Origin of the sequence: Thiobacillus denitrificans DSM 12475, from assembly GCF_000376425.1 — a bacterium.
Classification (GTDB): Bacteria; Pseudomonadota; Gammaproteobacteria; order Burkholderiales; family Thiobacillaceae; genus Thiobacillus; species Thiobacillus denitrificans.
Map to the genome: position 1 here is coordinate 1 of NZ_AQWL01000019.1, position 12,294 is coordinate 12,294.

The following is a 12,294-nucleotide window of genomic DNA, read 5'->3' on the forward strand; positions in this document are numbered from 1 at the left end:
TGTGATGTTTCAGTAGGTTGTTCATCCGTATCTGATCTGGGAAGCTGGTGTTGTCGAGACAGCAACCCCCATCTCAGGAGTACGGATGAACAGCCATAAGCATGCGAGATTGACGGCCAAAGGTCGAGCCCTGTTGGTGAAACGGGTGACCGAAGAGGGCTGGACAGTGCGGGAAGCCAGCGAGGCTGCCGGCGTCAGTCAACGCACCGGGTTCAAATGGCTGGCGCGTTTCCGGGAGGAAGGTGAAGCCGGCCTGGCAGACCGCAGTTCACGTCCTCGGCGTTGCCCGCACGCCATTCCTCCGGAACGGAAAGAGTACTGGGAGTCGCTACGACGCCAGCGTTGGCCGCAATGGCGGATTGCTGCCGAGACGGGAAACAGCCTGGCATCGGTCAGTCGCCATCTGCGCCGGATCGGGCTGGCACGCCTGAAATCACTCGACCCCGTCGAGCCGGTCGTGCGCTACGAACGGGCGACGCCTGGCGAATTGCTGCACATCGACACCAAGCGCCTGGGGCGGATCGATGGCATCGGACATCGCATCACCGGCCAGCGCCAGCACCGCAGCCGCGGTATCGGCTGGGACAGCGTGCACCTGGCCATCGACGACCACTCGCGGGTGTCCTTCGCCCGCATCAAAGCCGACGAGACCGCCACGAGCTGTGTGCAGTTTCTGCGTGAGGCCGTGGCCTACTATGCGAGCCTGGGTGTGCGCATCGACCGTGTAATGACCGATAACGGCAGTGGGTACAAGAATGCCTTCCGGGCCGCGTGCGTGGAGCTGGGCATTCGCCATCTGCGCACCAAGCCGTACACACCCAAGACGAACGGCAAGGTCGAGCGCTTCGTACAGACCAGCCTGCGGGAATGGGCGTATGCACGCCCTTACGAGAGTTCAGCCCAGCGGGAAGCCGCCTTGCAGCCCTTCATCCACCGCTACAACTGGCATCGACCACACTCGGCCATCAACCACCAGCCACCCATGACCCGCATACCGGCCATGAACAACCTGCTGAAACTCAACAGCTAGATCTCGGTCTGCTCCGAGATCTCCAGTGCGTCATCGACCTCGATCCCAAGGTATCGAACAGTGCTCTCCAGCTTGGTGTGACCGAGAAGGATCTGGACGGCCCTGAGGTTCTTGGTTCGCTTGTAGATCAGTGTTGCTTTGGTCCGCCGCATGGTATGCGTGCCATAGACCGCCGGATCAAGTCCGATGGCCGCAACCCACTGATGCACGATGCGGGCATACTGGCGGGTAGAGACATGAGGTGATTTCGCCAGGCGACTTGGAAACAGATAGTGTTCCGGCCGCAAATTCGCCATTTCGATCCATGCCGATACAGCAGACCTGGTCGGCTCCGTCAATTCGAACTGCACTGGGCGTTGGGTCTTTCGCTGCACGACCATCGCGCGGGGCAATATCTGGTTGCCGTGCGCAACGTCCCGAACGTGCAGATTCACCAGATCGCAGCCACGCAACTTGCTGTCGATCGCTAGGTTGAACATGGCCAGGTCGCGAACGCGATGTTCGTTCTGGAGGTGGATTCGGATGGCCCAGATGTCCTTGGGTTTGAGTGGTGGCTTTTGGCCGACCAGCTTGCCTTTGTTCCAGGGTTCCGGAGTTAGATTGGATTCCATGTCAGACTCTCCTTCGTGGTTGATGGGAGCCAAATTTTGTTAGCGAGTCTCGGTCGACAGCTTCCTGGCATCAGTAGCCATCGGCCAGTTCAGATAAGTCCACCAGTTCCAGCAGCTTGTTGAACATCGAGGAAACCGCGACAGCCACTTCAGGATTGCCACTGGTATCGGCTTCCTTGACAGTCCCATCGGGCTTGTAGGTCATCCTGATCTGTCCCACCCCCTCAAGCGTTATCACCGAGGCCTTAGCGATCTGCGGATCGTAGACCAGGTTAACTGTCCGTCCTATGCCTTCACGCAACTCGGCGATATTGCCGTCTGCGTCATAACCCACCGCCAGCTGTTGCTTATAACCCTCGCCAGATTTGCTGGCGTGGATTAGTCGGCCATATTGGTCATGCCGGTAGCGAAATGCTGTAAGGCTGCGTGAAGTCCCTATCGAATCTGTGCGATCGATGCGGATAGGCTGGGCCTGGCCAGGCAAATAGTGGAACCGATAGACTTGGAAACCATCTTGATCCAATCGGACTAGGCGTCCTTTTTGGTCCCATTGCGCACGGGAATCCACACCGTCCGAATAGGTGTGGATTGCAAAGCCATACAGGTCGTAGCGTGCAGATCGCGTGGTGCGATTCCATTGCGTCTTCCGGATCGAAACGACATCTTGCCGGCCATCAAACTGACCGCCATACGTCAGTTCGTAGCGGGCATGCTCAGGCGGGCTCTCCCCCTCCGCGCAGTGAAACATGGCATCCACCAGTTGGTGTCCGCGATCGAACAAATACTGGAACAACTGGACGCACTTGCCGGCCGTGTGGGCAACCACGCGCTGGCTGGTCGCGTCGTAGGCAATGGACTCCGCATGCCCGTCGGCGGACATATATTCAGTCATCAGCCCGCGCCTATCGTAGCGGTAGACCTCCTGCTTCCCGTCGTGATCGACGTGCTTCGTCAGTCGTCCCTCGCCGTCGTAGTGGTACATCGCCTGCCTGCCGTTCACGCCACGTACCTGCGTCACCCGGCCGGCCGCGTCATATTCGACATGCAGTACCGCTCCCTGCACATCGCCCACTGATGTGAGGCGATCCCCATCATAGGTGTAGATCTGGCGTGCGCCTACGCTGCTGCGGACTTCCAGCAAGCGGCCATCCAGGGCGAAGAGCCATTCCTTGCCATCCGTCATCCGAATGCGATACCGCTCCCCTTCCAGCACCGCATAGGACAGGCCACGGCCGTCGCGCAGCAGGCGCTTGCCAGGCTTGACCGAGTCCATGATCCCATAGGCCCTGGCGAACATTTCACGCAGTTCGTCATCTGCGAGCAGAGCCTTGCGGAAGGCGACCAGGCGCCGCGAGGGGGCGTGACCTTCAGCCCGCACGGCCGCCATGATCCGATCGACAAACCGGGCGATGGCCCGGGCGCCATAGCCCTTGGGTGCGAACAGCTCTTCCCGGCCGCTACCGCAATGCACCAACAGCAGGTTGCCGTCCACTGTCGTGCGTACACGCGTTTCCAGCGACGAGCACCAACCCGCGCCGAACAACCCGCTGCTCTCCCGCACACTGCTATAGGAACGCACCACGGTGAAATCCAACAGCCCTGGCCGCCACACCCGGATGTCCTGCATGTCAAGCTGGTAATTGCCGCGCATCACATCCACCGCCGCCCAGGCCGGCGAGGCCATGGCCAGAACCAGCGTGCAAGCAGTCAACCACCGGGGCATCGTACTCATTGCTCGCCCGCCTCATTTGCCTGCTCCAACCGGGCGCGCATATCCCGTGGCAGATAGATACTGAAGCGAGCCAGCTCGCTGAACGCCTGGGGTCGCAAAGGCGGCGCCAGATTGACGCACACCTCCTTGTCCGTGAACCCCTGCTTCACGACCGTCTCTTGCCGGTCACGGATTTGAGCGGGATCCGACTCGCAAGCGCAGGCCGCACCGGCCCAGATCCACATCAACGCACCCGCCGTGAGCAGGTACCCTGAAACCAAGCCAGACAACGTTGCCATGTACTTCTCCTCTGCAAGGCATGTTCAATGCAGACAAAGACGCGGGGGAAACAAAATTGTCAGGTAGATCGACCGTATAGTCGCCGCTGCCAGCCACCATTTACGGCAATGGCCTCGATGGCAATAGACACACGGTTTCACGCAGCGGCGGCACGCCATGGTGGTTATGGATCGTGGGTATGCCGAAATTCCCTACGAGGCCATCCCTATGCCGTAGGGGTCGATTCTCAAGGCATGCGGCGCTTGCCAGGTTCTGCACAAACCAAGGCGGTTTGTCAGAAATCGTTCACCGCAAGAAAATCCTGACAAACGTTGATCCGCCCCGTCCAAGCCTGCAGATGCCCCCTGAACGGCTCCAGCCATTATTAGGGAAACGTAACCACGGAAAAAGGAGGAGAGAAACCAATGGCCGATCATTTTCTGGAGAGCATGCAGCACGCCTCGGCCCGGACATGCTGCCAGGACGACGTGAATGCCGATGACCCTATCCTCGTAATCGTGCAGCCCTTCCGCCGAGTATGCGGGGTGCTTGACAGCTATTATCAACGCATGGCTAGATTTGCAAAAAAGCGCAACAAAAACCGCGTTCAGCGGCGCCAGGGCCATGACCTACCCACTCAGGATGGGGTGTGGATAAAGCCTCTCCATTTTGCCGAAATGTCATGAGGAGGAACGCGATCAACCACAATAAATTCAGCCACACGCCACGCGACACCTAGCCAATATTGTTTTGTGAACCTTATTCAATGACCCGGCAATACCATTTACCAATAGGAGAAACGACATGAACAAACTCATCCCCACCCTGCTCGCTGCCCTGATCCTCCCAATGGCCAGCATGAATGTCTACGCAGAGAAAGCTTGCAATCGCGGTGATACACGTTGTGCTGCCGATGGATACGTACAAGAGTGCATTGGTGCCGGTGACTTTACCTCCTGGTCTCCATCTTTGATGGGAAAAAGATGCGCTAATCCAGTCGCAGGCTGCACTGAAGGCGATAAGAAATGTGGTGTTGATGGATTCATCATGCGATGCACTTATGAAAACAGATGGGAATCAACAGTAACGGCGTGCAAGAAGTAATGTGGCACAGACCAATCAGCCGCCTATGCTGGGCGGCTGATTTGAATTAAAAATTTGTCGGTTGAGCCAAGGGCACCAACGAGAAATCTCAGATTGCGCTCACTGCTAGACAGGTGGTGACCACGCCCGCCGCCCCCGGCAAGATCATCAACTCCCTCTTCGCGACCTAGCCTCACGAGAGATGCCACATACATCTGAGCCGCCGACCATCGAATCCACTCAGGATACCGCCTGGCTGGCACAGATCGCGCTGGGCGGCGAGAAGGCGTTGATGGAACCGCTCAAGGGCTTGATGACGCGTCACGGCCCGGGCTTGTACCGTTTTTTCAAGCGCCACAGGCTGAGCGATGAGGAGAGCGAGGAACTGGTCCAGGACGTGTTCACCAAGGTCTGGCAGCAGGCGCACAGCTTTGAAGGCCGTGCCAGCGTGAAGACCTGGATCCAGGGCATTGCGCGCAACTGCATGATCGATCTGATCCGCAAGAAGCAGGTTCGCAAGACATCGGAGCACACGTCACTGAGCGCAACCGAAGATGGCGAGGATGCCGAACTCACCCTGGATATTCCCGACCCGGATGCGGATGGCCGGCTGCACGACTGGTACATCTGCATGAAACAGGGCCTGGAACGCTTCCATAAAAAATATCCGGAACACCACCACGCGCTGGAGTTGCGCAGCATGGGGCTGGAGTACGAGGAGATTGCCGACCAGACCGGACGCAACAGCCCGGGGGCGGCGCGCGAGTTTTTGCGCGTCTGCCGCGAGCGGTTGGAAGCCTTCATTGGCGAATGCCGCAGTCTGGCCACTGTGTAGGGATCGACCATGTCGAAACCGGATGATGACACCTGGCTGAATGCGCTCGCGGCGAGCAGCCCCCCGGGGTTGGATGAAAGCGACGCCCGGGAAATCCAGTTGCTGCGGCAGGTTCTGCTGGAACAGGGATTCGCCCCTCCAGAAGAAGCCACAGAAGAAACCAAAACGGCCGATGTGTCCTCATCGGGCCCGTCTGGCTTCGATCCAGACCTTGCCCACCAGCGACTGGTGTTCCGGCTGAAGCGCAAAGGCCTGGTCACCCCGGCTTGGTTCCACGATGAACGCGTTCTACTGATGGCGGCGGCAGATGACAGCACCGGCGTGTCCGCGCCCCGTATCCTCACCGACCAAGGTTTTGCAATCACCCCCTTTTACCGTCTGGGGGCCACAGCCGGCGAGCCGCCAACAGCGGTGGTGATCGAGTGCCCCAAGGGGCAGATCGAGAACTACCGCCAGCGCACCGCCTACCTGGAACTCGGCGGGCAGCTTATCGAAGTCGGCCCGTTCGGCGAAGACGGCAAGGCGCAGGGCACGCTGCCGGCTGGGGTGAAGTTTGAACTGGAGAGCTTCAAGATCCGTTAATTGATTGCAATTAACGTACTTGTAAATGATTTCATGTCATCAATTTACTTCAGTTTCAATTGGGACCACATATGGACACAATCAAAAAACTATTGATCAAATTAGCCATCATAAACATGGTTATCTTCGGCACCTCGTCAGCGCTTGCCGAAAGTGGCGAGATTTTTCTGAACTGCACAAACGTCTCTTTAGAAAAACACGATGGCAAACTTGTTAACCGCGTAAAGGTTGCCGATTTTGGATACACGATATCCGCGGACCGTACAAAAATTAAGGAATGGGGAGATTCATCATGGAGACCATTGCAGGTTACGGAGGATAAATACATATTCGGAAACGAGACATACATTAGCCGCACTACAGGCCGCTATTTCAGCATTGATAAGAGAGAGACTTATTTTTATGTAGTAGAAGCTGCATGCAGCAGAGCAAAAAAGGAACCCTTCAAATTTTAAGTGGCATATACAGTGAAGCTACGAGCCAAACCGCCTGAGTCTGTCCGGGAATCAACCCGGACAGACTCAGCCGACTCGGGTCAGAGAAGGCCCTATCTTTAACTACCGCCTGTCCTGCTCGTTCTCCAGCGCTTTCCGGCGCTCCGCGTCACTTTCAGTATCCGGCTTGAACTCGTGGGGCTTGACGGGGGGGTACCGCAGCGACTCCTCGCCGCGCTTGCGAGCTTCCCGCTGGTCCTGTTCCATAGCCTGCTCGATTGCCAGCGTCGTCTGCGATGCCTGCGCGAATCCCGGGACCATGCCGGCCAGGCACAGAACGGAAAAGGCAGTCAGTTGCTTGATGGTTTTGAGACGGGTCTTCATGTGCATTCCTCCTGTGGTTGATTGATGCGCGCAATTCCATGGACGCGGCGCCGTAAGACTTGTCAGGGGTTTTTTAGCACAAGCCTGCTGCTTTTCCAGAAGTGCCCGGGAAGCGCCGCATGTCCTGCTCAGCGCCTGCCCGGCAGACGCTGCATGTTGTGTGCCCCATATCCAGCAACCATGTGCGCAGCCACACGCCTCCCATGGCCGAACGATGCAGAAAGTCCTGACACATCGCTCTCTCTTTGCGTCTGGACAGGTGTTCAGTTGCCGCTGCAACTGCAATGCGTCCAACTCATCGTGGAGGATTCAACCATGAAGAAGCTTCTGGCCGCCAGCCTGTTCAGGCTGGCCGTTATGTCTGCCCATCTGACGAAAGCCGCCATGTTTGCACGTCTTCGATTGACTGCTGGATCGGGGGCGCCAGCAATCTTGACCGATATCTGCACAACCGATCTGCTGCAGATTCTGGAACAGGAGGGCGTATTGGCTTACCAGGCTTCGCCTTCCAGCCTGCTGGCGAATATGGACGACATGAAGGTCTTTTTTCTGACCCCGAACGACCGGAAAGCCCTGCAGGCATACATTGGGTTCTGTTCCGATCAGTCCGAGGAACTGGAGAAATTGAACGCGTGGAACCGGACACACTGCTACTCGCGCGCCTATCTGGACGATGAAGGCGACGCCGTGCTGATGCTGGATCTCGACATGGAGGGCGGCGTCACCCGGGAGCGCATCGTCGATTTCATCAGAACAGTGTACGTATCGCTGCGCACCTTCGACGAATTCTTGCGCACGGGTGATTGGGACGTCCACGGCCAGGCTGATGGCGACGACTTGCCGGCCGTGATCGGCACAGGAACAATGTCTATCTGGAAACATTAGCGGACAACAAGGTCCAGCCCTGACGCGAGGGACGCACGATACTGATGTCGATCTGGATATTACTGACCGCAGGCGAACATGAAGCGCACGCAGTTCGTCTTGAAACCCGGGGGGTTTACGCCGCCCCACCGGGTGGTCAGGGGGTGGACGTCCATCTTGAGCCGAAGCGCACCGATATGCTGGCCCTGTCCGCGACGGACATGGCGAACCTGGCCTATCGCCTCATCGTCCGCGAGGGCATCAGCCGCTCACAGCTCTATCTACGCTATGCCCTGGAGAGCGGTTCGATCCAGGCCAAAGGCCGAAGCGCGGACTTGGCCTTCCTGCTGGCGCACCTAGTGAGCGTGCTGCAGGCGCTGGACCCTTCACGCCGCTTTCCCGCCTTTGCCGCCACTGGCAGGGTGGATGACGACGGCCAGGTGCTGTCAGTGGAGTCCGTCCCCGCCAAGGTAAGTGCCGCACGTGACGCCCTGGCCGGCGATCCGGACAGCGTGATCCTGATACCGCGGGCGAACTGGAACGAGGCCGAATATGCACCGCAACAGTCCGGCCCCCGTGTTCAGCCGGTGGAGACCGTTTACGAAGCCTTGGAGTTTCTGGGCATCCACCTCACACGCAGCTGGCTGGGCTGCCCCTACCGCGGACTGGAGCACTTCGGCTTCGAGCACCGCGCCGTGTTCTTCGGCCGTGATGACGAGGTGCAGGCCTGCCTGACACAGCTCAACCAGCGGGCCAGTGCTGGCCACCCCGGTCTGCTGGTCCTTGGCCCGAGTGGCAGCGGCAAAAGCTCTTTCCTGGAGGCGGGTGTGCTCGCCGGGCTGCTGGCACCCACCCTGGAGCAGGGGTACGCCTCCTCTGCCTTCGCACGAGACTGCGCGCACAACCTCTGGCGCCCTGCGCAGGTGGGCGATGCCACGGAAGCGGCCCTTGTGCAAAGCCTGCTGCATGGCTGGTCAGGTGTTCTGCCCGGCCTTGACGCGGACAGGCTCAAGCATCTGGATCAGGTGGTGCCTTGCCTGTTGCGCCACATGACGAATGGTTCTTCCATGCTTTGGGTGATCGATCAGCTGGAGGAACTCTTCACCACCCACACCTACCCCCACGAACTGCTGGAACGATTTGGCGCGTTCCTGCTCGACCTGCAGCAGGCCGGAGTCTGGGTACTCGCCAGCCTGCGCGACGACTACCTGGCTGCCCTGATGCGTGTCGACAGCCTGCGGCAATGGCTGGCGACAGTGGGCGGCCCCTACTACCTCAAACCGCTGTCGGACGCGGCCGCGCTGAGCGCCGCGATCACGCGGCCGGCGGCGATGGCAGGTCTCGAATTCGAGACCAACGCACAAGGCTACAGCCTCGCCCAGCAGCTCCAGGAAGATGCTCTGGGCGCCGCCGACCCGCTGCCGCTGGTCGAATATTCGCTGCTGCAGCTCTATCAGGGGCGTGAGGGCAGGCTTCTCACCTGGGAAACCTACGCTGCGATGGGGGGGCTGGTCGGGGCAATCGGACAGCGAGCGGAAGCGGTCTACACCAGCCTCCCCATGCAGCAGGCAGGTGAGCTAAACGACCAAGCCCAACTGCAAGCCACCTTGCGCCGCCTCCTGCGTGCCCTGGCGAACAGCGGCGATGGCAGGCGCGAACAGCTGACCGCGCGCGTGGTGCCAGTGACCCGCTTCGACCATGACGCGGGCGCCAAGGACTTGATCGACGCTCTGGTCAGCGAGCGTTTTCTGGTGAGGTTCGAGGCAGAGCAGGGTCTGTGCCTGCGTGTCGCGCACGAAGCCTTCCTGTCGCAGTGGCCTACGGCGCGGGCGCTCATTGAACAGGACAAGAATGACCTGCAACGGCTGCAACGACTGGAAACGGCTTATGACCGCTGGCTGCAGGCAGGCCAGACCCAGGACCTGCTGCTGCCGCCGGGATTGCCCCTCGGCGAGGCCGCCGAACTGCGCACCCGCTGGGGCGATGACCTGGACGCGCCCCTGCATGGCTACATCGAGCGTTCAGCGCACAAGGCGCGACGGGGCACCCTCATCCGGAATGCGTTTATGGCCTTGCTGGCATTGCTGGTGGTGGTCGCCTCAGGCGGCTTCTGGTGGGCAGACAGGCAAACGCAGGCAGCGCAGCGGCAGGCCCTGATCTCGCAGCAGAAGAGCCTGGAGGCGAACAGAAAATCAGCCGAGTTGGCCCAGGCCAACCTCAATCTGGAAAGACAAACCGCCATCGCCAATGCCCAAACGAAATCCGCGCAGGATGCAACCCGACGCGCAACCGATGCACTGATCCGCTCGACGGTGCTTGCCCTGGTGGGGCAGGCACGATCCGACGCGCAAACTTACCCGAATCGTGGTGAAAACCTGATGCGTGTCCTGATTGCCCGCAAGATCTCGGAAAGTCCTGAGGTCCTGCATGCGCTGCAAACATTGGAAAGCCAGTCAAGAAACAACTGGATCAGCCTTCCATTGAGCGGGCACAGGCATTCGGTTACCAGCGTGGCCTTCAGCCCGGACGGCAAGCGCATGGTCTCGGGGAGCGACGACAGGACCCTGCGCCTGTGGGACACGCAGACCGGCGAGCCCGTCGGTCTGCCATTGCGGGGGCATGCGCGTTCGGTCACCAGCGTCGCCTTTAGTCCGGATGGCAAGCGCGTCGTCTCGGGGAGCATGGACAACACCCTGCGCCTGTGGGACGCCCAGACAGGCCGTCCCATTCATCAGCCCTTACGTGGGCACAAAGCTTATGTCAGTTGCGTCGCCTTCAGCCCGGATGGCAGGCAAATCGCCTCTGGGAGCTTCGATGAAACGCTGCGCCTTTGGGATGCACAGACCGGCCAGCCGATTGGTCAGCCGTTGCAGGGGCATAAGCAGTGGGTCAACGGCGTGGCCTTCAGTCCGGATGGCAAACATATCGCCTCGGCGAGCGAAGACGGCACCCTGCGCCTGTGGGATACGGCGACTGGCCAGCCGATCGGCAAGCCGATGAAAGGGCGTTCTGAATCCTTCACCAGTGTCGCCTTCAGTCCGGATGGCAGGCAGATCGTGACGGCCAGCGATGAGGCCACCCTGCGCCTGTGGGATGCGCTGACCGGCCGCCCTCTGGGCGAACCCTTGCAAGGCCACCGGCTAGCGGTCAGAAGTGTGGCCTTCAGCCCAGATGGCAAGCGCATCGCCTCCGGGGGCACGGACCGCACCCTGCGCCTGTGGGATGCGCAGACTGGCCGCCCCATCGGCCAGCCGCTGCTGGGACATGAGGATGACATCAAGGGTGTGGCCTTCAGCCCGGATGGCAAACGCATCGCCTCGGCGAGTTTTGACAACACCCTGCGTCTCTGGGACACGCAACCCGGCCGGCTCTCCGACCAGCCCTTGCGTGGCGAATGGCAACAGTCGGATCACCTTGCATTGAGCCCCGACGGCCGACGCATCGTCTCGACGGCACATTCGGAGACACTGCATTACGTACTGCAATTCTGGGATGCCCGGACCGGTCAGCCCGTCGGCCATTCGCTCCAAGGGCACAAAGACTGGATCAACCACGTCGCCATCAGCCCGGACGGCCGGCGTATCGCCACGGCGAGCGACGACAAGACCCTGCGCCTGTGGGATGCCCATTCCGGCCGCCCCATCGGCCAACCGTTGACGGGGCATCAGGACGAAGTCACTACTGTCGCCTTCAGTCCGGATGGCCGGCGCATCGCCTCGGGGAGCGAAGACAAGACCCTGCGCCTCTGGGATGCCCATTCCGGCCGACCCATCGGCCAAGCGTTGAAGGGGCACCAGGACAAAGTCACCACTGTCGCCTTCAGTCCGGATGGCCGGCGCATCGTCTCGGCGAGCGAGGATGGCACTCTCTACCAATGGGATGCCCAGACCGGCCGACAAATACTGCAAGTCGTGCGGGTGAATGAGACAGCCGTCCGCAGCATTGCCTTCAGCCCGGATGGCCGGCGCATCGTGGCTGGGAATGGTGACCATACCCTCCGGCTATTGGACGCGCGGACCGGGCGGCCAATCGGACAGCCGCTGCGGGGGCATGAGGATGAGATCGCCAGTGTGGCCTTCAGTCCGGATGGTCGGCATGTCACATCCGGGAGTTTCGACACGACGCTGCGGCTGTGGGATGCACAGACTGGCCGCCCCATCGGTCAGCCACTGCAGGGCCATAAAGACTGGATCACCAGTGTCGCCTTCAGCCCGGATGGCAAGCAAGTGGTCTCCGGCAGCGATGACGAAACCATCCGACTGTGGCCCGTACTGGACGGCTGGATCGATGCCCTCTGCGCCCGCCTAACCCGAAATCCCACCCAGGAGGAGTGGCGGATGTGGGTGGGCAGCGTCATCCCGTATAAACCGGTCTGTCCCAAGCTGCCTGTGCCGAAAAACTGATCTATTTGCTGGCAGAGGCAGGAGTAAGGGGAAAGCGTCAGTCTTCGGCCAGGATTCCGCCCACGAGATATTAGAATT

12 protein-coding genes are annotated in these 12,294 nt (G+C 60.2%); 8 read left to right on the top strand and 4 right to left on the bottom strand.

All coding sequences use genetic code 11. The features are described 5' to 3' along the window. The first annotated feature begins 85 nt into the window (after positions 1 to 85). Entirely contained in the window at positions 86 to 1,030 is a 945-nt protein-coding gene (locus B059_RS0117610; RefSeq protein WP_018079547.1) for an IS481 family transposase, read from the top strand. Here B059_RS0117610 and B059_RS0117615 read toward each other — a convergent pair. The 3 genes from B059_RS0117615 to B059_RS0117625 all read right to left on the bottom strand — a co-directional run bounded on the left by B059_RS0117615 (position 1,027) and on the right by B059_RS0117625 (position 3,651). After that, positions 1,027 to 1,641 (bottom strand): tyrosine-type recombinase/integrase, encoded by a 615-nt coding sequence (locus B059_RS0117615; protein WP_018079548.1) that lies wholly within the window; start codon positions 1,639 to 1,641, stop codon positions 1,027 to 1,029. The two genes, B059_RS0117610 and B059_RS0117615, sit on opposite strands and share 4 nt — an antisense overlap. A 70-nt stretch (positions 1,642 to 1,711) precedes the next feature. Then, positions 1,712 to 3,373: a DUF6531 domain-containing protein gene (locus B059_RS0117620; RefSeq protein ID WP_018079549.1), complete on the bottom strand. Its 1,662-nt coding sequence runs from the start codon at positions 3,371 to 3,373 to the stop codon at positions 1,712 to 1,714. Then, positions 3,370 to 3,651, bottom strand: a complete 282-nt coding sequence (locus tag B059_RS0117625) for a hypothetical protein (RefSeq protein WP_018079550.1) — start codon at positions 3,649 to 3,651, stop codon at positions 3,370 to 3,372. Before B059_RS0117625 ends, B059_RS0117620 begins: the two co-directional genes overlap by 4 nt. Positions 3,652 to 4,056: 405 nt before the next feature. On the opposite strand from B059_RS0117625, the gene B059_RS0117630 reads away from it, so the two are divergent. From B059_RS0117630 to B059_RS21030, 5 genes are all read left to right on the top strand, one after another. Next, entirely contained in the window at positions 4,057 to 4,317 is a 261-nt protein-coding gene (locus B059_RS0117630) for a hypothetical protein (RefSeq protein ID WP_018079551.1), read from the top strand. 118 nt (positions 4,318 to 4,435) lie between these two features. Then, positions 4,436 to 4,735 (top strand): hypothetical protein, encoded by a 300-nt coding sequence (locus B059_RS21025; protein ID WP_157273819.1) that lies wholly within the window; start codon positions 4,436 to 4,438, stop codon positions 4,733 to 4,735. A gap of 181 nt (positions 4,736 to 4,916) precedes the next feature. After that, entirely contained in the window at positions 4,917 to 5,549 is a 633-nt protein-coding gene (locus B059_RS20110; protein WP_018079552.1) for an RNA polymerase sigma factor, read from the top strand. A 9-nt stretch (positions 5,550 to 5,558) separates the two neighbouring features. Continuing rightward, positions 5,559 to 6,131 carry a hypothetical protein gene (locus B059_RS0117640; RefSeq protein ID WP_018079553.1) on the top strand — a complete coding sequence of 191 codons (573 nt, stop codon included), beginning with the start codon at positions 5,559 to 5,561 and terminating at the stop codon, positions 6,129 to 6,131. Positions 6,132 to 6,202: 71 nt separating this feature from the next. After that, positions 6,203 to 6,586, top strand: coding sequence for a hypothetical protein (locus B059_RS21030; protein WP_026177625.1), 384 nt, complete (start codon positions 6,203 to 6,205; stop codon positions 6,584 to 6,586). A 102-nt stretch (positions 6,587 to 6,688) separates the two neighbouring features. Here the strand turns inward: B059_RS21030 and B059_RS0117650 are convergent, their stop codons facing one another. Beyond that, positions 6,689 to 6,949: a hypothetical protein gene (locus B059_RS0117650; RefSeq protein WP_157273820.1), complete on the bottom strand. Its 261-nt coding sequence runs from the start codon at positions 6,947 to 6,949 to the stop codon at positions 6,689 to 6,691. A 267-nt stretch (positions 6,950 to 7,216) separates the two neighbouring features. Here B059_RS0117650 and B059_RS20655 point away from each other — a divergent pair, with 267 nt between their 5' ends. Together B059_RS20655 and B059_RS20120 are read left to right on the top strand one after the other, a co-directional pair. Then, entirely contained in the window at positions 7,217 to 7,834 is a 618-nt protein-coding gene (locus B059_RS20655; RefSeq protein ID WP_211206941.1) for a YbjN domain-containing protein, read from the top strand. Between the two features lie 44 nt (positions 7,835 to 7,878). Then, positions 7,879 to 12,216 carry an nSTAND1 domain-containing NTPase gene (locus B059_RS20120; RefSeq protein WP_081601691.1) on the top strand — a complete coding sequence of 1,446 codons (4,338 nt, stop codon included), beginning with the start codon at positions 7,879 to 7,881 and terminating at the stop codon, positions 12,214 to 12,216. Positions 12,217 to 12,294: the final 78 nt, after the last annotated feature.

Excerpts from the sequence above, each read along its gene's own strand:
- B059_RS0117630 (WP_018079551.1), top strand. The coding sequence starts at position 4,057 with ATGGCCGATCATTTTCTGGAGAGCATGCAGCACGCCTCGGCCCGGACA.
- B059_RS21030 (WP_026177625.1), top strand. The coding sequence starts at position 6,203 with ATGGACACAATCAAAAAACTATTGATCAAATTAGCCATCATAAACATG.
- B059_RS20120 (WP_081601691.1), top strand. The coding sequence starts at position 7,879 with ATGTCGATCTGGATATTACTGACCGCAGGCGAACATGAAGCGCACGCA.
- B059_RS0117615 (WP_018079548.1), bottom strand. The coding sequence starts at position 1,641 with ATGGAATCCAATCTAACTCCGGAACCCTGGAACAAAGGCAAGCTGGTC.
- B059_RS0117640 (WP_018079553.1), top strand. The coding sequence starts at position 5,559 with ATGTCGAAACCGGATGATGACACCTGGCTGAATGCGCTCGCGGCGAGC.
- B059_RS20110 (WP_018079552.1), top strand. The coding sequence starts at position 4,917 with ATGCCACATACATCTGAGCCGCCGACCATCGAATCCACTCAGGATACC.
- B059_RS0117610 (WP_018079547.1), top strand. The coding sequence starts at position 86 with ATGAACAGCCATAAGCATGCGAGATTGACGGCCAAAGGTCGAGCCCTG.
- B059_RS0117625 (WP_018079550.1), bottom strand. The coding sequence starts at position 3,651 with ATGGCAACGTTGTCTGGCTTGGTTTCAGGGTACCTGCTCACGGCGGGT.
- B059_RS0117620 (WP_018079549.1), bottom strand. The coding sequence starts at position 3,373 with ATGAGTACGATGCCCCGGTGGTTGACTGCTTGCACGCTGGTTCTGGCC.
- B059_RS21025 (WP_157273819.1), top strand. The coding sequence starts at position 4,436 with ATGAACAAACTCATCCCCACCCTGCTCGCTGCCCTGATCCTCCCAATG.
- B059_RS0117650 (WP_157273820.1), bottom strand. The coding sequence starts at position 6,949 with ATGAAGACCCGTCTCAAAACCATCAAGCAACTGACTGCCTTTTCCGTT.